The 21,062-nt window shown below is 66.8% G+C and carries 15 protein-coding genes; 5 read left to right on the top strand and 10 right to left on the bottom strand.

Features of this window, described 5'->3' with window-relative positions:
• Positions 1-99: 99 nt before the first annotated feature.
• Together RM96_RS14755 and RM96_RS14750 are read right to left on the bottom strand one after the other, a co-directional pair.
• Positions 100-1,566, bottom strand: a complete 1,467-nt coding sequence (locus RM96_RS14755) for a sensor histidine kinase (protein WP_039011584.1) — start codon at positions 1,564-1,566, stop codon at positions 100-102.
• 13 nt (positions 1,567-1,579) lie between these two features.
• A complete protein-coding gene (locus tag RM96_RS14750; RefSeq protein WP_039011878.1) occupies positions 1,580-2,254 on the bottom strand; it encodes a response regulator in 675 nt (224 codons plus the stop codon).
• A 301-nt stretch (positions 2,255-2,555) separates the two neighbouring features.
• Between RM96_RS14750 and RM96_RS14745 the strand changes: the two genes are divergently transcribed.
• Positions 2,556-3,668 carry an ABC transporter substrate-binding protein gene (locus RM96_RS14745; RefSeq protein WP_193752460.1) on the top strand — a complete coding sequence of 371 codons (1,113 nt, stop codon included), beginning with the start codon at positions 2,556-2,558 and terminating at the stop codon, positions 3,666-3,668.
• A 138-nt stretch (positions 3,669-3,806) separates the two neighbouring features.
• On the opposite strand, the gene RM96_RS14740 is transcribed toward RM96_RS14745, so the two are convergent.
• Complete coding sequence (locus RM96_RS14740; protein WP_039011583.1) at positions 3,807-4,541, bottom strand: TetR family transcriptional regulator; 735 nt, start codon at positions 4,539-4,541, stop codon at positions 3,807-3,809.
• Between the two features lie 564 nt (positions 4,542-5,105).
• On the opposite strand from RM96_RS14740, the gene RM96_RS14735 reads away from it, so the two are divergent.
• The 3 genes from RM96_RS14735 to RM96_RS14725 are packed head-to-tail and all read left to right on the top strand — an operon-like array spanning position 5,106 to position 11,012.
• Positions 5,106-6,329 carry an efflux RND transporter periplasmic adaptor subunit gene (locus tag RM96_RS14735; protein ID WP_039011582.1) on the top strand — a complete coding sequence of 408 codons (1,224 nt, stop codon included), beginning with the start codon at positions 5,106-5,108 and terminating at the stop codon, positions 6,327-6,329.
• A 44-nt stretch (positions 6,330-6,373) separates the two neighbouring features.
• Entirely contained in the window at positions 6,374-9,526 is a 3,153-nt protein-coding gene (locus RM96_RS14730; protein WP_039011580.1) for an efflux RND transporter permease subunit, read from the top strand.
• A 1-nt stretch (position 9,527) separates the two neighbouring features.
• The gene (locus RM96_RS14725; protein ID WP_039011578.1) at positions 9,528-11,012 is read left to right on the top strand and encodes an efflux transporter outer membrane subunit; all 1,485 of its coding nucleotides are present in this window, start codon (positions 9,528-9,530) and stop codon (positions 11,010-11,012) included.
• A gap of 318 nt (positions 11,013-11,330) precedes the next feature.
• On the opposite strand, the gene RM96_RS14720 is transcribed toward RM96_RS14725, so the two are convergent.
• The 7 genes from RM96_RS14720 to RM96_RS14690 all read right to left on the bottom strand — a co-directional run bounded on the left by RM96_RS14720 (position 11,331) and on the right by RM96_RS14690 (position 19,778).
• Positions 11,331-12,173, bottom strand: a complete 843-nt coding sequence (locus RM96_RS14720) for an OmpW/AlkL family protein (protein ID WP_039011875.1) — start codon at positions 12,171-12,173, stop codon at positions 11,331-11,333.
• A 72-nt stretch (positions 12,174-12,245) separates the two neighbouring features.
• A complete protein-coding gene (locus tag RM96_RS14715) occupies positions 12,246-13,529 on the bottom strand; it encodes a DUF2957 domain-containing protein (RefSeq protein WP_052279517.1) in 1,284 nt (427 codons plus the stop codon).
• Positions 13,530-13,587: 58 nt separating this feature from the next.
• Positions 13,588-14,943 carry a DUF2957 domain-containing protein gene (locus RM96_RS14710; RefSeq protein ID WP_039011577.1) on the bottom strand — a complete coding sequence of 452 codons (1,356 nt, stop codon included), beginning with the start codon at positions 14,941-14,943 and terminating at the stop codon, positions 13,588-13,590.
• Positions 14,944-15,162: 219 nt separating this feature from the next.
• Complete coding sequence (locus RM96_RS14705) at positions 15,163-16,062, bottom strand: DUF1571 domain-containing protein (protein WP_039011576.1); 900 nt, start codon at positions 16,060-16,062, stop codon at positions 15,163-15,165.
• A 221-nt stretch (positions 16,063-16,283) separates the two neighbouring features.
• Positions 16,284-17,231: a TetR/AcrR family transcriptional regulator gene (locus RM96_RS14700; protein ID WP_039011575.1), complete on the bottom strand. Its 948-nt coding sequence runs from the start codon at positions 17,229-17,231 to the stop codon at positions 16,284-16,286.
• 323 nt (positions 17,232-17,554) lie between these two features.
• Positions 17,555-19,150: a GMC family oxidoreductase gene (locus RM96_RS14695; RefSeq protein ID WP_039011573.1), complete on the bottom strand. Its 1,596-nt coding sequence runs from the start codon at positions 19,148-19,150 to the stop codon at positions 17,555-17,557.
• A 7-nt stretch (positions 19,151-19,157) separates the two neighbouring features.
• Complete coding sequence (locus RM96_RS14690) at positions 19,158-19,778, bottom strand: hypothetical protein (protein ID WP_039011572.1); 621 nt, start codon at positions 19,776-19,778, stop codon at positions 19,158-19,160.
• 138 nt (positions 19,779-19,916) lie between these two features.
• On the opposite strand from RM96_RS14690, the gene RM96_RS14685 reads away from it, so the two are divergent.
• On the top strand, positions 19,917-20,981 hold the full coding sequence (locus RM96_RS14685; protein ID WP_039011570.1) for an AraC family transcriptional regulator: 1,065 nt from the start codon (positions 19,917-19,919) through the stop codon (positions 20,979-20,981).
• Positions 20,982-21,062: the final 81 nt, after the last annotated feature.

Here is a 21,062-nt window from a genome sequence, read left to right as displayed (position 1 = left end):
GGCGAAACCGGGCCGTCGACCTTCGACAGATAGAAGCCACAACCACCAGCCGCGAATCAGCAGTTATCCGAATGGCACCTCGGGTTAGTAAGCCGAAATCTACTCCCCCACCGGCAGCCTCAACACTGCCCGAACCCCCTGCCCCTGCATTCCTTCCCCAAGTTCCACCGTCCCGCCAAACCGCGCCGCCATCTCCCGCGAAATCGCCAGCCCAAGCCCGGAGCCAGGCTCCGCATGCCCCACACGCCGGTAGAACCGCGCGAACACCTTCTCGCGTTCCTCGGCCGGAATTCCCGGCCCGTCATCTTCCACCACCAGGCAGGCGGTCTGGTCCGCGCGTGCCGCGGACAATGTGATACGGCTGCCGCGCGGCGAATACTGGATCGCGTTGTGTACAAGATTGGCCAGCGCCTCGCGCAGCAGCGCGGCATCCGCCCGCACCGGCAGCTTCAGCCCCGCCACCGGCTCCCAGCCGAAATCCTGCTGCTTGCCGCGCGCGAGCGGCAGGTAGTCCAGTGCCACCTGCTCGGCGACGGCAACGGCATCGATGATGTCGACGGCATCCGTGGCCGGAGCGGCGGGTTCGTCGTGGTGCTGACGTACCCGCGCCAGCGCCAGCAGCTGGTTGGTCAGCCGGCTTGCCTGTTCGAGCTGCGTGACGATGCCGCCGACGGCTTCGCTGGCGGCTTTGCGCGAGGCCTCGGGGTTGGCCGTGCCGGCGCCTAGCTGGCGCTGGGCGAACTCGGCCTGCGTCTTCAGGATGGCCAGCGGCGTGCGCAGCTGGTGCGCGGCATCAGCGATGAACTGGGCCTGCGCCTGCGCGAGGGCGGCGGAGCGCGAGACATGGAGATTCACGGCATCCACTAGCGGGCGCACTTCCGCCGGCACGCGGTCGAAGGCGAGCGGTGTGAGGTCGTCGGGCGAGCGGGCTTCGACGTCGTCGCGTACCCGTCCCAGCGGGCGCAGCACCCAGGTGACGCCGCCGACCAGGATGCCGGCGCTGAGCAGGATCAGCAGCAGGTCGCGCGCCAGCGCACTGCGCCAGACGCTGCCGATCAGCGCGGTGCGCGGCTCGGCGGTCTCGGCAACCTGGATGATGACGCGCATGTGTGCATCCGGGCGGTACACGGGGCGCGCCAGGGCGGCGATGCGCACGGCGTCGCCGCGGTAGTCGGCATCGTAGAAGCGCGGCTGGTTGTTGGCCAGCTCGCCCTCGGGCAGCGGCAGGTCGTCGTAGCCGGTGACGGTTTCGATCTTGCCGGCGCGCTCCAGCGAGACGCGGTAGAACACATGGGTCTGCGCCGCGGTCTCGAACATCTCCATCGCCGCGTCGGGCAGGGTGAGCTGGACGCTCTCGCCGGCCATGCCGATAGCGTTGTCGATGGTGCGGACCGAGCCGTACAGCGAGCGGTCGTAGGCGGTGTTGGCAGCATCGCGCAGCGTGCCGTAGGTAAGCCAGGTGTCGATCGCCATCATGGCGGCCAGCGCCGGCACCAGCAGCAACAGCAGCTGGCGGCGCAGGCTGCCGCGCCGCCACAGCAGGATCGGATGGCGCGTACGTTCCATGGTGGGCAATGGGCTAGTGGCTGGCCTCTGGCTCCAGCAGGTAGCCGAAGCCGCGCAGCGTGACGATGGTGACGCCGTGCCCGGCGAGCTTCTTGCGCAGGCGGTAGACCAGCACCTCGATGGCGTCGGGGCTGACGTCGGCATCGAGCGAGAACACTTTGTCGAGCAGTTGCGCCTTGGTGAGCGGCTGCCCGCTGCGTGCCAGCAGTGCGCCCAGCAGCGTGGATTCGCGCGGCGTCAGCGCGAGCGGTGCGCCGTCGAGCGTGAAGCTGCGGGTTTCGCCGTCGAACACCAGCGCGCCGCACTGCAGGCGCGGATGGGCGCGGCCGCGGCTGCGGCGGATCAGCGCCAGGATGCGCGCTTCCAGTTCGGCGATGGCGAAGGGCTTGGGCAGGTAGTCGTCGGCACCCAGGTTGAGGCCGCGCACGCGCTCGTCCAGCGTGTCCTGCGCGGTGAGGATCAGCACCGGCGTGCGGTCGTCGCGCCCGCGCATGCCCTTGAGCACGGACAGGCCGTCCTTGCCGGGCAGCCGCAGGTCGAGCACGACCGCGTCGTATTCCTCGGCCTGCAGCCGCGTCTCGGCCTGCAGGCCGTCGGCGACGTGCTCGATCACGAAGCCGCCCTGCTCCAGTGCGCGGGCAACCCAGCGCGCAAGCTCGACTTCATCTTCCACCAGCAGAATTCGCATGCCGGTCCTCCTCTGCCGGTTCTGATCGATGCGGCGCGTGGCGTTCCTGCCGGTGTCGCGCATGCGCCGCGGGCGCCTATAATACCCCCGCCCCGCCGATCCTGGCGCGAGTGCGGGCGCGTGCCGCGTGGCCGGCACCCCGCCCCTCGGGAACTGCGCCAGCGCCTGCCAGCGCCATACCCGCCGCCGTTCACTGCCCATCGTGCCTGAGAGCCTGACACCCCCACCCGCAGCGCCCGTGCCTCTGGCTGACAGCAGCGAACCCGTTTCCGCGTTGCGCCGCCGCCTGCTGGCTTCCACCATGCTGTCGCCGGCGCTTGCCGGCCTGCCCGGGCCGGCCCGGGCACAGGCCGCCATGCCTGCGCCACCCGCCGGCTATCCGTCCGGCTACGACACCATCATCGCCAATGCGCTGCGCGAGGGCGTGGTGTCAGTCTATGCCTCCGCCGACCTGGAAGTCGCGCAACCGCTGATCACCGCCTTCGAGGCGCGCTATCCGGGCATCCGCGTCCACTACCAGGATCTCAATACCATCGAGCTGAATGACCGCTTCCTGGCCGAAAGCGCGAGGCCTGGGAACGCGCAGACCGCGCCCGGCGCCGAGCACGCCGACGTGCTGTGGAGCACGGCGATGGACCTGCAGATCAAGCTCGTCAACGATGGCCACGCGCAGCGCTATGCCTCGCCGGAGCGCGCCGGCCTGCCGGGCTGGGCGGTCTGGCGCGACGAGGCCTGGGGCACCACCTTCGAGCCGGCGGTGATCGTCTATAACCGCCGCCATTTTGCCGGCATGAAGCCGCCCGGCAGCCGCAGCGGCCTGGCGCGCCTGCTGCAGGAGAACGCGCCACGCTGGCGCGGCAAAGTCGTCACCTATGACGTGGAGCGGTCGGGCGTGGGCTATCTGCTGGCGCAGCAGGATGCGCGCATGGGCAGCGAGTTCTGGTACCTGGCGCAGGCGCTGGGCCGCACGCATGCGCGGCTGTCGGCCTCCACCGCGGACATGATCGAGCGCATCGCCAGCGGCGAGCTGGTGCTGGGCTACAACCTGCTGGGATCGTATGCGCTCTCGCTGATGGAGCGTGGCGCCGGCATCGATGTGATCGCGCCGCGCGACTACACGCTGGTGATGTCGCGCGTCGCCTTTATCGCCAGGCGCGCGCCGCGGCCCAATGCGGCGCGGCTGTGGCTGGACTTCCTGCTCTCGCGCGACGGCCAGGGGCTGCTTGGCCAGTCGGCTTCGCAGCTCTACACGATCCGCACGGATACGCGCAGCGAGCACACCGCCGCCGCGCTGGCCGAGCGGCTCGGCTACGCGCTCAAGCCGATCAGCGTCGGACCGGGCCTGCTGGCCGCGCAGGACACCATGCGCAAGCGCGCATTCCTGGCTCGCTGGCGCGACGCCATGCGGGGATAGAGGCTGTTTCAGAACGATTCTGGCGTCGTTGCCGGTTTTGCCAAACTCGCTTGCCGTACCCCTTGTACTGTCTGCGGCCGCGCGCCTGGCCAGAACCGCTTCGCTTCGCTCTGAAACAGCTTCCGGGGCAAGGACGCTTCAGGGCACCAGATCCCCGGTATCCAGCGCCTTCTGCTGCTTGGCCTGCTCGCACAACGTGGACAGTTCCTGGTCGAGCTTGGCCACCGGGCGCGGCACATAGCCGTAGCGCAGGGCTGGAGAGAGCCTGAGCGTGTCGACGAAGGCATCCGATAACCGCTCGGCGTTGGCGTCGAGGTCGAAGTCTTCGGGAGAGAACAGCCAGTGCGCCAGCACCCCGCCAATCGCGGCGTGGAAGGCGTTGACGGCCAGGTCGAGGTCGAGATCGGCCGGCAGCTGGCCGCGCTCCATGGCCAGGCGCAGGTGTTCGCGCATCTTGATCAGGCCTTCCTGGTGCGACTGGCGCTGGCGCTCGAAGATGGCGCCGTTGTCCTGCACCATTTCGCACTTGTGGAAGATGATCTCGAACACGCGGCGCCACTGCGGGTTGACCACGGTCTGGCGCATGACAAAGGCGCAGATGTCGCGGATGCCGCCGAGCGGATCTTCCTGGCGCGCGATGCGCTCGGGGTCGCACAGGGCCTCGACCGGCAGGTGGACACGGTCGCACATGGCGGCAAACACGTCGCTCTTGTTCTTGAAGTGCCAGTAGATCGCGCCGCGGGTGACACCCGCGGCCTCGGCGATATCTGCCAGCGACGGGCGCGCCACGCCGCGGGCGTGGAATACGGCTTCGGCCGCGTCGAGAATCCGGTGGCGCGTTTCAAGCGCCTCTTCCTTGGTGCGTCTGACCATGTCTTTCTCTGTGCCGGCCTGAGGGCCGGTCCTGTTTCTGTCTCCCTGGCGCAGCACTTCCGAGGGCCACGCGTCGTGCCTCTGGCACCTACAGGTCGTTATCTGCACTTATCCGGACCCTTGGCGATTTCTCGCCCCGGGCCGAAAGGCCCGCATCGTAACCCGGCTTGCCGCTTCGCGCTTCAGTCCAGGACGGCAAAGCGCGGATTCAGGAAAAGTCCGGTAGGAATTGCACACAAAAACGGCGCCGTGTGAAGAAAGACCCGCATTGGAGCAATGCTTTAACATACATGCTTGAATGTATATATAATACGCGTTCGTCCGGCTTTGGGCCAGCCCGCAGGCCTGTGATACGCCAGTCACAAGCAATTCACTCCGCCCGTCCAGCCAGTCGTTACATAAAAGTCACCGTTCGTCACTTGCGTCACCGCGACGCCGCGATTTGTGGCTAGCATCACGCTTTTGTCCGCCGCTATTCGCTCGGCGGGCTGTGTCGTACCCAGGCCCGTGTGGGCGAGATCGGGACGATGCGGCAGATCTCAAATTGCCATCATGGGGTTATCGATGAGGAAGTCCCAACGTATCAGTTGCGTTGCCGTTGCCATGCTGTCCGTCCTGGCGCTGTCCGCCTGCGGCCAGAAGAAGGCCGAAGGCGGCGCCCCGCCCCCGCCTGAAGTGGGCGTTGTTACCGTCACGCCGTCACCTGTTGCCGTCGTCAATGAACTGCCGGGCCGCCTGGAAGGCGTGCGTACGGCGGAAGTGCGCGCACGCGTCGAAGGCATCGTGCTGTCGCGCAACTACACCGAAGGCGGCGAGGTGAAGGCCGGCCAAGTGATGTTCCGCATCGATCCGGCCCCGTACCAGGCGCAGCTCGCGTCCGCCAGGGCCTCGCTGCAGCGCGCCGAAGCCAACGCCGTGTCGGCACGCCAGAAGGCCGAGCGCTACAAGCCGCTGGTGGCCGTAAATGCGGTCAGCAAGCAGGAGTACGACGACGCTGTCGCCGCCGCCGGCCAGGCCAATGCCGATATCGCCTCGGCCAAGGCTGCCGTGACCACCGCGCAGATCAACCTGAGCTACACCACCGTGACCGCACCGATCAGCGGCCGCGCCGGCCGTGCCCTGGTGACCGAGGGCGCGCTGGTCGGCAAGGGCGAAGCCACCAAGCTGACCGTGGTGGAGCAGGTCGACCCGATCTGGGTGACGTTCACCCAGCCCGCTTCGGAAGTGACCCGCCTGCGCCGCGCCATCGAGTCCGGCGCGGTCAAGGGCATGAACGGTGGCGCCAAGGTGCACCTGTATGTGGAAGACGGCCGCGAGTACGACCAGACCGGCAAGCTGCTGTTCTCGGACATGACCGTGGATCCGACCACCGGTGCCATCACGCTGCGTGCGCAGTTCCCCAATCCGAAGCGCGAACTGCTGTCGGGCACCTTCGTGCGCGTGAAGATCGAGCAGGGCATGGATGAGAACGCCCTGACCGTGCCGCAGCGCGCACTGATCCGCAATGCCCAGGGCGCCAGCGTGCTGGTGGTGGGCACCGACGGCAAGGTAGCCGCGCTGCCGGTCAAGGCGCCGCAGGCGATCGGCGACAGCTGGGTGGTGACCGAAGGCCTCAAGGGCGGCGAGAAGGTGATCGTCGAAGGGCTGCAGAAGGTCAAGGTCGGCGCGCCCGCCAAGGCCGTGCCGTTCAAGCCTGCCGGCGCCCCGACGCAGGCCTCGGAGCAGCAGGCCGCCTCCGAAGCCAAGGCCGAAGCGCAGCCCGTCAAGTCTGACGGCAAGCAAGGCTGAAGTCAGGGCATACACCAGAGCAATACAAAGAGGGAGCCAGTTTTATGGCCAAGTTTTTTATCGACCGGCCGGTGTTCGCGTGGGTGCTCGCGCTGATCATCGTGCTGGGCGGTCTGCTGTCGATCGTGCAGTTGCCGATCGCGCAGTACCCCAACATCGCCCCGCCGACGATCTCGGTCACCGCCACCTATCCGGGTGCGTCGGCCAAGACGCTGGAGGACTCCGTCACCTCGGTGATCGAGCAGGAGCTCAACGGCGCGCCCAACCTGCTGTACTACAACTCGACCAGTGAGTCGTCGGGCCTGGCCACGATCACGATCGCCTTTGCGCCGGGTTCCAACATCGACCTGAACTCGGTCGAAGTGCAGAACCGCCTCAAGCGCGTGGAAGCGCGCCTGCCGGCCGAAGTGCGCCAGCAGGGCGTGCGCGTGGACAAGGCCGGGAACAACTACATGATGTTCCTGACGGTCACGTCCAAGACCGGCACGGCCGACGCCATCCAGCTCGGCAACTACGTCTCGGCGCAGGTGATCGACTCGATCCGCCGCGTGCCCGGCGTGGGCCAGGCCGACCTGTTCGGCACCGAGTACGCCATGCGGATCTGGCTGGACCCGGCCAAGCTGACCGGCTACAACCTGACGCCGCTTGACGTCACCGCCGCCGTGGGCGAGCAGAACATCCAGGTCGCCGTGGGCGAACTGGGCGGCACGCCGTCGCCCAAGGGCACGGAGCTGAACGCTACGGTCACGACCGAAAGCCGCCTGACCACGCCCGAGCAGTTCGGCAACATCCTGCTGCGTACCAACCCGGATGGTTCGTCGGTGCGCATCAAGGATGTCGGCCGCGTGGAACTGGGTGGTGCCGACTACTCGACGCTGGCCCGCACCAACGGCCGTCCGTCTGCGGCCATCGCCATCAAGCTGGCCCCGACCGGCAACGCGCTGGCAACCGCCACCGCGGTGCGCGCGAAGATGGAAGAGCTCTCGAAGAACTTCCCGGCGGACTACGAGTACACCGTGCCTTACGACACGTCGGCCTTCGTCAAGATATCGATCGAGGAAGTGATCAAGACGCTGCTGGAAGCCGTGGTGCTGGTGTTCCTGGTGATGTTCCTCTTCCTGCAGAACTTCCGCGCCACGCTCATCCCGACGCTGGTGGTGCCGATCGCGCTGCTGGGCACGTTCGGCGCGCTGCTGGCCTTCGGCTTCTCGATCAACGTGCTGACCATGTTCGGCATGGTGCTGGCGATCGGTATCCTGGTGGACGATGCGATCGTGGTGGTCGAGAACGTCGAGCGGATCATGAGCGAGGAAGGTCTCTCGCCGCGTGAAGCAACGCGCAAGGCCATGGGCCAGATTACCGGTGCCATCGTCGGCATCACGCTGGTGCTGACCGCCGTGTTCATCCCGATGGCATTCTTCTCGGGTTCGGTGGGCAACATCTACCGCCAGTTCTCGCTGTCGCTGATCGCCTCGATGGCGTTCTCGGCACTGCTGGCGCTGACGCTGACCCCGGCACTGTGCGCAACGCTGCTCAAGCCGGTCGAGGCAGGCCATCACCACGAGAAGGGCGGCTTCTTCGGCTGGTTCAACCGCACCTTTGCGCGCGCCTCGACCAGCTACCAGGGCGTGGTCGCGCGCATCCTGGCGCGCACGGGCCGCTACCTGATCATCTACGCGGTCATCATCGTCGGCGTGGTGGTGCTGTTCAAGCGCCTGCCGTCGTCGTTCCTGCCTGACGAAGACCAGGGCTACATGATCACCGTCGTGCAGCTGCCCAATGGCGCCACCCAGGACCGTACCATCGGCGTGCTCAAGCAGATCGAGGACTACTACCTGCAGAAGGAAAGCAAGGTGGTGGACCAGATGATCACGGTAGCCGGCTTCTCCTTCTTCGGCCGCGGCCAGAACGGCGGTATCGCGTTCGTGCGACTGAAGGACTGGAAGGACCGCACCGGCGCCAACGAGACCGCACAGGCGCTGGTCGGCCGTGCCTTTGGCGCGCTGTCCTTCATCAAGGACGCCATCATCTTCCCGCTCAACCCGCCGGCGATTTCCGAGCTGGGCAACTCCTCGGGCTTCGACTTCCGCCTGCAGGACCGCACCGGCCAGGGCCACGCCAAGCTGATGGAAGCGCGCAACATGATGCTGGGCATGGCGGCCAAGAACCCGGTGCTGATGGGCGTGCGCCCTGAAGGCCAGGAAGACGCGCCGCAGCTGCAGATCGACATCGACCGCGAAAAGGCGAAGGCGCTTGGCGTGACCATTGCCAACATCAACTCGACCCTGTCGATTGCGTTCGGCTCGAACTACGTCAATGACTTCATCTACGAAGGCCGCGTGCGCAAGGTGATCGTGCAGGCAGACGGCGACGACCGCCAGTTGCCCGACGACCTGACCAAGCTGCGCGTGCGCAACAGCAACGGCGACATGGTGGCGTTTGCCGCGTTCGCCACCTCGAAGTGGATCATGGGCTCGCCGCGCCTGGAGCGCTACAACGGCATGCCGGCGGTGAAGATCGCGGGCCAGGCCGCACCGGGACGCAGTACCGGTGAAGCCATGCGCGTGATGGAAGAGAACTTCGCCAAGCTGCCGCCGGGCTTCGGCTTCGAGTGGTCCGGCCAGTCGTACGAAGAACGCCTGGCCGGTTCGCAGGAACCGATCCTGTACACGCTGTCGCTGATCATCGTGTTCCTGTGCCTGGCCGCGCTGTATGAAAGCTGGTCGATCCCGTTCTCGGTGCTGCTGGTGGTGCCGCTGGGCGTGCTCGGCGCGCTGCTGGGCGTGACGCTGCGCGGCATGCCCAATGACGTGTACTTCAAGGTGGGCCTGATTGCCACGATCGGTCTGTCGGCGAAGAACGCCATCCTGATCGTGGAATTTGCCAAGGACCTGCAGGCACAAGGCAAGGGCCTGATCGAAGCCACGCTCGAAGCGGTGCACCTGCGCTTCCGCCCGATCCTGATGACGTCGATGGCGTTCATCCTGGGCGTGCTGCCGCTGGCCATCGCCACCGGCGCGGGTTCGGGCAGCCAGCGCGCGATCGGCACCGGCGTGATGGGCGGGATGATCACCGCCACGCTGCTGGCGATCTTCCTGGTGCCGGTCTTCTTCGTGGTGGTGCGCAAGCGCTTCAAAGGCAGCGCCCGCCAGCGCATGCTGGACCAGAAGTGGCACGAGCCGCAAGAGGAAATCTGACATGACCAAGACACTGACCACACTGCTGCTGGTGGCCGGCGTTCTGACGGGCTGCACACTGGCCCCGCATTACGACCGCCCCGCCCCGCCGGTGGCCACCAGCTATCCCGCGGCGCCGGAAGGCTATGCCGCGGCCGAGGTGAAGAGCGGCGAAACGCGCCGGGCCGCCGACATCGGCTGGCGCGAGTTCTTCCGCGATCCGCGCCTGCAGGCACTGATCGCCACGTCGCTCGAGAACAACCGCGACCTGCGCACCGCCGCGCTGCGCATCGAGGAAGCGCGCGCGCAGTACCAGGTACAGCGTGCCGACCTGCTGCCGACGGTGAACGCGAACGCTGGCTATACCCGTGCCAGCACCAACGCTGCCACGGGGGTATCGGTCCTGGGCCAGCCTGCGGTATCGCAAGTCTACTCGGCCAGCCTCGGCATCTCGTCCTACGAACTGGACTTCTTCGGTCGCGTGCGCAGCCTGTCCAATGCAGCCCTGGCACTGTATTTCTCCACCGAAGAGGCGCACCGTTCGGCCTATATCTCGCTGGTGTCCGAAGTGGCCAAGGCCTACCTGTCCGAGCGCTCCTTCGCCGAGCAGTACGAGATCGCACGCGACACGCTCAAGGCGCGCGAGAGCACCTACGCACTGGCCAAGCAGCGCTTCGACGTCGGCGCCACTTCCGCGCTGGACCTGCGCGACAACGAATCGCTGGTGGCGCAGGCACGTGTCTCCGCCGCGCAGCTCGCACGCCAGCGCGCGCAGGCGCAGAACGCGCTCGAAGTGCTGGTGGGCAAGCCCATCGGCACCATCGAGAACCTGCCAGAGCCGATGCAGCTGTCGGACGAACGCATCATCAGCGACATCCCCGAAGGCCTGCCTTCGGAGCTGCTGGAGCAGCGTCCCGACATCCGTCAGGCCGAGCAGCAGCTGCTGTCCACCAACGCGAACATCGGTGCGGCGCGCGCGGCGTTCTTTCCGCGCATCACGCTGACCACCAGCATCGGCACCATCAGCCCGACGTTCTCGAACCTGTTCGATGCCGGAACCAAGGCGTGGTCGTTCGCGCCGCAGCTGACGCTGCCGATCTTCGACTATGGCCGGAACAAGTCCAACCTGGACCTGGCCAACGTGCGCAAGAACATCCAGATCGCCAACTACGAGAAGACCATCCAGACGGCCTTCGCCGAAGTGGCCGATGCACTGGTGGCACGCGGCACGCTGGAGGATCAGGTGACTGGCCAGGAGCAGGTACGCAACGCCGAAGCGGCGCGCTACGAACTGGCGCGCGTGCGGTTCCGCAGCGGGGTGGCGAGCTACCTTGACGAGCTGGACGCACAGCGGCAGTTGTTCACCGCGGAGCAGGCGCTGATTCAGGCGCGGCAGTTGCGGTTGAATAACTCGATCGATCTGTATCGGGCGCTGGGTGGTGGGTTGAATGAGAATGGGCCGGTGGCTCAGGCGCCGGTGCCGGCGTCGGGGGCTGTGACGCAGTAAGGGTTCAATCCGGCTGTCGCAGGACAAAAAAACGAGGCGCTTTGGCGCCTCGCTTTTTTATGGTTCTTCGCGGGATCACGGGATTGGGTTCTTGGAGGCGTGGCTGTTTCGCCGGCGTAGCCGGCGACTCCCTTTTAGACGGCCCCCAAAGTAGGTCGCCCCTTCAGGGGCGAAACCTGAGGCCGTCGACCCTCGACAGGGGCCAGCCGCAGCCACTAAACCTCAGGCGCACCAGCAACGGCCCCTCCAAGACCCGAGCCCCACAAATCGGCGAAGAAGAACCTTTGGTGGCAGGCTGATGTGCTCTTGTCGTGCACCTCAGAACTTATACGAAGCCGCCAGGAAAAAAATCACCGGATTCGGCTCCAGCGTCGTCTTCGACGTCGACAACGTCGTCCCGTTCGCCGCCTTGATCGTCATCGTCGACGTGCTCTTCAACGGAATGTAGGTCACCGCCGCCGTCACCCCCCAATGGTCGTCGAAGTTATAGGTGCCGCCCAGATTGAACACCGGCGCCCACGACGAGGAAGCATCCGCGCTTACCGAGGTAGGCCCGGGAATGCCGGCGCCTGCGGCCAGGATCGCGCCGAGATTGTTGTTCACCGAATCCGCGAATGCCGGATTGACGGTGATGTTGGTGAAGAAGTTATATGACACCCCCAGCCCGACAAATGGCCGGAAGCGCGTGCCAGGTTCGAGGAAGTGGTATTGCACCATCGCCGCCGGGCTCCACTGGCGCGCCTTGGTGATGATCGGGTTGAGCGAGGGGTCGCCCAGGCTTTGGTGCCCCAGCGCCCCGGCCGGCCCCGGCGGGATCAGTTCGCCGTGGCCGTAGATCTTGAATTCCGGCGGAATGCCACCCACGGCGGTGAGTGCGATGTGATCGGTGAAGAAGTGGCTGAAGGTCAGGCCCACCGTATTGGCGTTGGACGACGAGAGGCTGCTGCCGGGTGCCGTAAAGGTTGTCGGCAGGCCCAGCGGGTAGTTGATGGGCGCATCGAGCAGCGTGGTGGTGAGCGGGCCGCTCTGGCCATGGGTCTGGATGTTGAACCAGCCGGCCGAAACTACGTTGTCGCCCTTCTTCTGGGCGTGGGCCGCGGGCGCGGCAAGGACCGCCAGGCTGGCGAGCAGGATGGAAAGGGTAAGGCGCAGAGTGTTCATCATGTGTCCCCGGTCATTGGTCGGTATTCATCTGCCCGGGCTGCAATGGCCCGGGCGTGTTGTGGCATGCGCTTACTGCACGAAGGCGCCTACGGTGAAGTACGGGCCGTTGTCGCGTGATTCGAGGAAGCCGAACACGCCTCCCGTAAACATCAGCTTGCCCTTGGGGCCAGAGCCGGCCGCCGCGTCGCGGCGCGTGGTGGTCACCACGCCGGGCACGACCTGCGAGTAGTCCAGCTTGTATGGAATGGCCAGCGAGGCGTCGGCCGGCCGGAACGGGTCCAGCATGGTGGCGGCAGCGTCAACCAGCGCGGTGGTGCGGTAGTCGAAGTTGCTGTCCACGCCTACGTACTCGCCGTTGACCGTCCCCTGCGTGATCGCCACCGCCGGCGACATCATCCCGATGCCGATTTCGTCGTCGGCGCCCAGCGGCCCGTTGGCGAGCGAGTCATTGGCGTAGCCCACGCGGATCATGATCGGCACCAGTTGTCCGCGCAGCTTGCCCACGATCAGGTAGACGTGGCCGAGCGTCGAGCCCAGCGTGGGCGGCTGGCTCTCCGCCTTGTAGTTGGTGGAAAGCAGCGCACCGCTGGCTTGCGGCACGAAGTTGTTGCCCTTCTTCTCGCAGGTGCCGCTGGCGTTGTCGCAGACGGTGAACGAGCCGTCTGCGGCCAGCGCCATGCGGTAATCCTGCGCCACGGTCAGGAAGTTCTTCGACGGCACTTCATGAAAGCCCGTGCCGTTGTACTGCCCGGCAATCTTCGACAGGTCCGTTTCGGTCTGCGCAAAGCCGATGAACTGGAAGTACGGGAATGTGGTGTCGGGCACCGCGCCCGCGCCGAGCACGCCGTTGAACTGGATGCGTGCGCCGGGGATGGTGCCGCCCACCACGCCCTCGCCAATAAACAGCTTGGCGGGGCGGTTCGGGTCCAGGCTTGCGCCGACGAGCTGGAACGCGCACTGGTTCAGCTTTTCCGTGGGCAGCCCGGTCTCGGCCTGCAGCGTGCCGCTCATCACGTTCTGGCCGTTGGTGGGATCGCTGCGCGTGGGCTGCACCGTGCCGGTCTTGCGCGGCACCGACGAATCCAGGAACGTGACCTGCCACGTCTTCTTCGTCGTATCGACCTGCACCTTCACCAGTTCGCCCGAGCCGGTGCCGCCGGTGAAGGTGGTGGAGTAGTCGAGCGATGCCGGGCACAGGCGGGTCTGCACGGCGGCGGGCGTGGCGGGCGTGCTGTCGCCGCCGCCTCCGCCGCCGCAGGCGGCCAGCGCCGTGACGGCGGCCGCTGCCAGCGAAGCCGCACGCAGCCTTGGCGCGCGGAGAACGACGGATTGGGCAAGGTTCTGGGGCTGCATGGGGCTGTCTCCTGTGGGGCGTTTCTTATGGATGTGACGGGCGTTTCGCGTGGAGCGGTCAGGGGCTGGCGAGCACGCTGACGCGGAAGGTCGGGTTGCTGCCGCCGGTGCCTGCCAAGTGCGCAAACACGCGGCCGTTGGCGATCAGGGCGCCGCCGGTGCCGCTGTTGTCAGTGGTGGTCACCATGCCTGGCACGTTCTGCGTGAAATCCAGCTGGTAGCTGCCGGTCAGGTTCATGGTCATGGGGTCGAGCAGGTCGACGTGGTTGTCGTAGACCAGCGAGGCCGTGTACGCGAGGTCGCTGCCGGAGCCGATGTAGCCGCCGATAATCTGCGCGCTGGCGAGCCGTGCATTGGGTGCCAGCAGCGCAAGGCCGGATTCATCGTCGACATTGATCGAGAAGATCGAGGCCACATTGGCGTAGCCCACGCGGATCAGCAGCGGGATCAGCGCACCGTTGAGCTTGCCGACGACCAGCACGCCCTTGGCGCGGCTGTTGTTGTTGTTCGTGATGGCCTGGCTGTAGAACGACGGGTAGCGGCGGCTGCCATCGGCATTGCTGCTCTCGAAGGCGCCGTCGTTCTGCGTGCGCAGCTTCCAGCTGTTGCCGGTGGTGACGCAGCTGCTGCCTGTGGCCGTGCAGCTGCCGTCGGCGTTCAGCGTTTCGGTGGTCTGCGCGGTGGCCGGGGTGAAGTGGCTCTGCGCGGTCAGCGATCCGCCGGAGGGCACCTGGTGATAGCCCAGCACGTTCCACGTGCCGGCCACCTTGCCGAAATCAGTCTCGGTCTGCGCGAAAGCGAGCACCGGGTAGATCGGGAAGGTCGTCGACGGGATTGCGCCGATGCCGAGAATGCCGCCGTAGGAAATCGTCGCGCCAGGAATGCCGCCACCGGCCACGCCATTGCCGAGGAAGATCACCGGCGGATGCGACGGATCGATCAGTGCCTGCGATGTGCTGTCGGAAGCGTTGGCGCTTTGCAGTGCCACGGCGCAGCGGTTCTGCTCGGCCGTGGGCAGCGTGGTCAGGTTGGCGAAGGTGCCGCTGAACGTCACGCCCGCGCGCGTGGGGCTGATCGAGCCAGTCTGCTTGGGCACCGGCGATTCGATGATCTCGAGCTGGTAGGTGTGCGCCTGCGTGTCGAAGCGCAGCCTGATGAGTTCGCCCGCGCCGGAGCCGCCCGTGAAGGTGGTGCTGTAGTCGAGCGCGGCCGGGCACAGCGGGCCTGGCGCGGCACCATTGCGGATCGGGCCGGAAGCCGGGCACGTGCCATTGCTCGCGCATTGCGTGGCGGTGGGCGTGCCGGATGAGGCGGTGCTGCCGCCATCGCCACCACCACCGCATGCGGCCAGCAGCATCGTCAGACTCACCCCGGTAAGAATGGAACTGCTGCGTCGAAGCTTCGACATGGTCATCGCCTGTCTCCTTTTTTCTGTTTCCCCGCACAACCGGCAGGACCGGTCCGAGTCCGGGGACTCTCGCCGCCCGTGCATTCGAGCGTCAATAGAGCGGCCGTTCCAAACACCGGCCGCGTGCCCCACAGCGTTGCACCGCAAGCGCTGGCGGCCCGTGTTTAAACCGGCCGCCATGCGGCGCGCACGCCAATTCAAACGGACGGTGCGCACCGCGCGCACTCAGAAGCGATAGTCGGGATTGGCCGGATCGAAGACCGCCGCTTCAAACGTCTTGCGCACCAGGCGCTCGAACACGATCTTCTCGACCATGTTCCCGTCGGCATCCCAAGCGGTTTCCACGCGCACATACGGATGCTTCAGGTCGAGCATCAGTTGCACTTTCTTGGCGTAGTACTGTGGCGAGCCTGCCGGCAGGTCCCATGTCAGCGCCACCATGCGCACGCCCTGCTCCTGCACGATCTCGGCGCGGCTGTATTTCTCGCTCAGGCCCGCCGCGCGCAGCGATTTCGCATCGCGCTCGAGCATCGACAGCACGAACTGGAAGCCCAGGTCACGCACGGTGTGGTTCGATTGCGCGCGCGCCAGGGTCCCGTCCAGCGCGATCCACATCGAGGTAAAGCCGAGCACGCCGCCGAGGTGTCCGTACATCTCGTCCTTGCGGCGGGTCTCGTCATAGAGGATCTCCTGCCCGGACTGGATGCCGCCCGGCAGCCACTTCGCGTAGAGCTGGCGGGGCTGGTGGCGGTAGCGGATCATCATGCGCGCGGGCTGGTCCTGCCACTGGCCGTTCAGGCGCTCCTGACGCGACATCCAGTATTCGTACTCGGGATAGCGGTTCATCTCGGCACGCGCCCATTGCAGCAGCGTCTCGGGCTGCAGCGCGCGGAACACGGCGAGCACCTGTTCGTCGGACATGCGCGCGAGTTCGCCGCTGGCAACCTGCTTCGAGAACAGCGTGGACTGCTGCGAGGCCGGCAGCCCATCGTACGGCGATGCCGTGGCGGCCTGCGCGGCCGGTGCCGGTTGCGCCAGTGCGGCAGGGCCGATGGCAAGCGGTGCGGCAATCATGCCGATGGCGGCGCCGGCGATGGCGGCAAGGTAGAGCGGCTTCATGGTCATGAAAGGTCTCCTTGTTGGTCTGCCTGCCGGTGGCCGGCAGGCAAAGTGCAGGCACAGGGCAGTCCCGAAACGGGCGGCCGGCGCGCCGTACAGGCGGCCGCGTCCCGCGGGGCGTGCGCAATGCCTCGCTGCGTGGTGGTGGTCGAATCGTTGTGCGGCGGATGCCGCGGCGTGGATGCGGCGGCGCTGCGCCGGGTGATCAACCCGGTCAGCGCCAGCCGCTACGTCCTGGAGCGCATTCGCATCCAGTCGTCCAGCGGGTTGCTGGGAAAGCTCAGTGCCGGCTCGCGCGCGCGGACCGGAACGCTGGTCACGGCAGCGCGGCTGGCGCCCTCGTTGCGCACGCCGCGTGCGCTGCGGATGGCCTTGCCGACGGTGGCCGCGGCGATCGCCGTCGCGCGGGTCGCGTCATCCTGCGCTGAACCCTCGGGGGGCTCGTCGTTCGCGCTCTTGCTGGCCTGCTGCGCGGACTCGTTGAGGTCGAATACCGCCTGCAATGCCAACTGCTGATCGCTGCCGGGTGCCGGTACCGTCAGCGCTGCCAGCACCATCGCGCTCAGTTGCGCCAGCACGTGCGCATCGTTCATCTGCCGGCCTTGCGTAAAGGCGGGCATCAGGTTGACGAGGTCGTCGCAGGCCAGCACGCCAGCCAGCGCCTTGAGCGCGAACTGCAGGCGCCAGCCCAGCTCCTGGCGCGGCAGGCCGGGCAGTGCCCGCGAGAACGCGTCGAAGAAGCGGCCGTACACCGGTGCGTAGTGTTCCAGCAGGTAGGACTGGATGAACGGTGAGGTATCGGAATACACGCGGCCGAGCAGGCGCAGGAAGGACGGGCCGCCCACGGCGGGATCGCGTGCCATCTGCAGCGCGGGCACGAACAGCGCGCCCATGACGTGCTCGCAGCGGATGCTGTCGCCGGGCCAGCGGGCTTCGCAGGCATCGAGCAGCGCCAGCCGCTGCGTATTGAGCGGGTCCAGGCGCCGGCTGAGCACGGCGTGCATCATGATGTCTTTGCTGCGGAAGTGGTAATTCACGGCCGCCAGGTTGACGATGGCGCGTGAAGTTACCTGCCGAAGCGAGGTCGCTTCATAACCGACCTCGATGAACAACTTTTCCGTGGCGTCGAGAATCCGGGCCTTGGTGTCTCCTGCCGTGCTTCTGCCGGTCTTCATGGGGGCGTCTCTCTCTTTGCTGCTTTGAACCCCTTGCAAATACATCGGCTGTCCCGCTCCGTGCTCTGTCGGCATACGGTTGCTTGAAACAGTTGTACGGAGCCTATCCACCGCCACGGGCGTTTCACAAGACCTGAATTTGAGTCGTTCCTCTAATTCGGGTGATGTGTTGGCTTCATCGCAACATTGTTGCCCGGCGTCGACAGGGGGCGGGCCACCAGGGTGTCTGCAACAGAAAACATTGCACACACCCTTTGCGCGCCCCGGCTCGTCCTGCGCCGCGCCCACAGTGGCCGGCGAATCCGCCTGCGCACCCGAAAACCTCATGCCGTGATGCTTCCGGCCAGCGTGTGGGCATTCTGTGCCGTCAGCGCAAATACAGACAATTGGGGGTTCGCCCCAATGCTGGTAGGAAACACCGAGCCGTCGAAGACACTGAGGTTGGCGAGCTGGTGGTGGCGCCCGTGGCTGTCCACCACGCCGCGTTTCGGATCGTCGCTCATGGCGCAGCCGCCCATCAGGTGCGCGGTGAACAGCGCCGTGCGGAATTTCTTCAGCGGCAGCTTTGCGATGGCATCGCGCGCCTCGGGCCAGTTGCGGTAGTCGGTGGCGTCTAGGTGGGCCGGGCGCACGCGCAGCGCACCGGCGGCGAACTGGGCCTCGGCCATGCTCAGCCACGCGCGGCGCACGCCGTCCCAGACGTAATCCGTCAGGTCGTAGTCGAGCAACGGGCTGCCGTCGTCGGCCACGCGCACGCGCCCGCCTTCGCTTTCAGGCACGAAGCCGTCGCGCAGCAGCGCCAGCATGGCGTTGGTGTTCGGCAGCAATGCCATGTCGTGCCGCAGTGCGTCGCCCACGCCATTGAGCACGCCCGCACTGATGCCCGGGAACAGGGGCGGCACCTCCAGCTTGTAGCCGATCGGGCCGGTGGCGCCGTCCTTCCACTGGAACTGGTCCGAGGCAACGGATTGCGGTGCGCCATAATAGGGATCAATGCGCTCAGGCATCACGGCAATACTGATATTCACCGGATGAATGAATGTGCGCAGTCCGAGCCGGCCATTCGGATCGGGTACGCGCGAGCGCAGCAGCAGCGCGGGGGTATTGATGGCGCCGCCCGCGGCAATGACGTGCCGGGCCCGGACGACGATACCGACGCCCGTCGGCGTATAGCCGTCCGCACCCAGCGCCTCGCCCGACAGCGACTGCACGCGCTTGCCGTCATGCTCGAGCGTGCGCACGCGCACGCGATGGACCAGCGTGGCGCCGCTCGCCAGTGCCGAGGGAATGGTCGAAACCAGCATCGACTGCTTGGCATTGACCGGGCAGCCCAGCCCGCAATAGCCCGAATTCCAGCAGCCCTTCACATTGCGCGGGATCACGTGCGATTCCCAGCCAAGCTTGTCGCAACCGCGCCTGAGCACGTGGTTGTTCGGGTTCGGCGGCATGGCCCAGGGCGCCACGCCCAGGCGCGCCTCGACCTTGTCGAACCACGGCGCCATCTCGCTCGCGCTGTGCCCGCTCACCGCGTGGTGCTCGGCCCAGTGCGCCAGCGTGGGTGCAGGCGTGCGGAAGCTGGACGACCAGTTGACGGTGGTGCTGCCACCCACCGTGCGGCCCTGCAGGATGGCAATGGCGCCGTCCGAGGTCGTGCGCGCGGCCGCTTCCTGGTAGAGCTCGCGGTAGGCACGGTTCTCGTCCATGTCCTTGAAGCTGTCGGAGGTGCGCAGCGCGCCCTCTTCCAGGAGGATCACGCGCAGGCCGGCCTGGCTCAGCACCTCGGCGCTGATGCCGCCGCCCGCGCCGCTGCCGATGATGGCGACGTCGGCGTCGAACGTGCGCGGTGACGTGAACGTGGAAGCGTCCAGCACCTTCCAGCCGGACGCGATGCCGGTGCCGTAGAGATCGTTGATGGCCATGATGGAATCAGGAGTGGATGGCTTGATAGACGGCGGCGTTGGGACCGGGATAGCCGCTGCCGGCCCAGCCCGCGGGAGTGACGTAGTAGGCGACGCTCGACAGCTTCACCAGCACCACGCCGCCGGCGTTGAGCGTGGCAAAACGGCTGCCGCGCCAGCGCGCGAGAAAGGCTTGTACCTGCGCAGGGGTCGCGCTGTCCCAGCCGGTGCGGATGCCCGTCAGCGCCCAGCGCAGCGGCATGCTGGCGAGCAGGTCGAGCAGCTTGCGCAACTCGGCGCGGCCGCCCTCGCCCATCGAGGCGCAGGTGCGGTCGATGTTCTTCAGTGCGTTCCTGAGCTGCGCCTCGCGCTGCTCTGGCGGCGCGTCGGCCAGGTCGCTGACGATGGCCGGCAGCAGCGCGCGGAACATCGCCACGTCGTCCCGCCGCAGCCAGGCCATGTCAGGCTGCGGGGCGCTGGCTGCGCCGGAACAGCCAGCAAGCGACGGCAGCAGCGCCGTGCAGGCCAGCGCGGCCGAGAATCCGAAGCCGACCTTCAGGAAGCCGCGGCGTGAGACGGACAGCCCGTCGTCATGAGCCGCGGAATGTGGCGGACAGGCGTCCGCCGGCGAGGGCATTTGAGATGGCATGTTGTCTCCGTTGGCATCGGTCCACGTAGTTTGGCGTTATTTGTGTCGTGACTGGCGGGGGGCAGCCCCGCATTGACGCACCCCGGAGTTTGGATAAAGATCGGCTCCCGGTCTTGTTCCCGGATGACAGGTCATTTGATGCCACGCGCCAACGAGTGGGACCGCCATCACGGCACGATAAGCGTGACGAGCGGTACGGTATCGCCCGCCTACCTGCGCACCGTGCTCGACTACGGTGAAAGCGCAGGCATCGCGCTGGCCGACCAGCTGCATGCCGTCGGGCTGGACACAGCGATCCTCGACGAACCCACCGCACGCGTTGCGGCGCCGCGCTATCTCGCACTGCTCGACTGGCTCGAAACCGTCACCGGCGACCCCCATGTCGGCCTGCGCGCAGGCGCCTGCTTCCGTCCGCGCCACTATGCCGAGATGGGCTATGTGGTGCTCACCACGCCGACCGTGCGCGACGCCATCCTGCAAGGCATCCACTACGAAGTCCTGGCCAACGACATCGGCTGCACCCGCCTGACTGAAACCCCGCAAGACGCATGCATGACATGGGAAGCGCAGCACGGCCCGCTGTCGCGCCATGCGCATGAGCTGCATATGGCGACGTGGGCCGTGTTCGGGCGCTGGCTGCTGGGCGAGACCCCGGTCGCGAGCCGCGTGGAGTTTCCGCACGCCGCGTGCGGCGACACCAGCGCGCACGAGCAGGTCTTCGGCTGCCCGGTGGAGTTCGGCGCCAGCCGGCACGCCATGCATATCGCACCGGCACTGCTGGACCGGCCGTCAATGCAGGCCGATGCCGCGATGCAGGCACAGATGACGCGCATCGCCGATGCGCAACTGCGCCTGTGCGTGCCGGCTGGCGCCGATGCGCTGGTGCAGGCGCGTGCCTATATCAGCGGCAGGCTGCAGGAAGGCGAACTGCCCATCGCCGTGGTGGCGGCGCATCTGCAGGTGCCCGTGCGCACGCTGCGGCGCCGCCTGCAGGCACAGGGGCTCAGCTACTCCGCGCTGGTCGACAGCGTGCGGCGAACGCTGGCCGAGCAGTACCTGGCCGATCCGGGCGTCAGCCTGGCGCAATTGGCGATGCGCCTGGGGTTCTCGGAGCAGAGTGCGTTCACGCATGCGTTCAAACGGTGGACGGATGAGACGCCCAATGCGTGGCGGCGGAGACGATTCGGGGCGCAGGCGCGCTGATCGCCGTATCAAACAGCCCTGGCCCTGGCTTCTTTTCCGCAAAAACACCAAAATATTTTCGTCCCCGAGCCAGGTTTCAAA

It is taken from the genome of Cupriavidus sp. IDO (genome assembly GCF_000812465.1).
Lineage (GTDB): Bacteria > Pseudomonadota > Gammaproteobacteria > Burkholderiales > Burkholderiaceae > Cupriavidus.
Note: the sequence above shows the minus strand (reverse complement) of the source record. Positions and strands in the feature narration are given on the sequence as shown.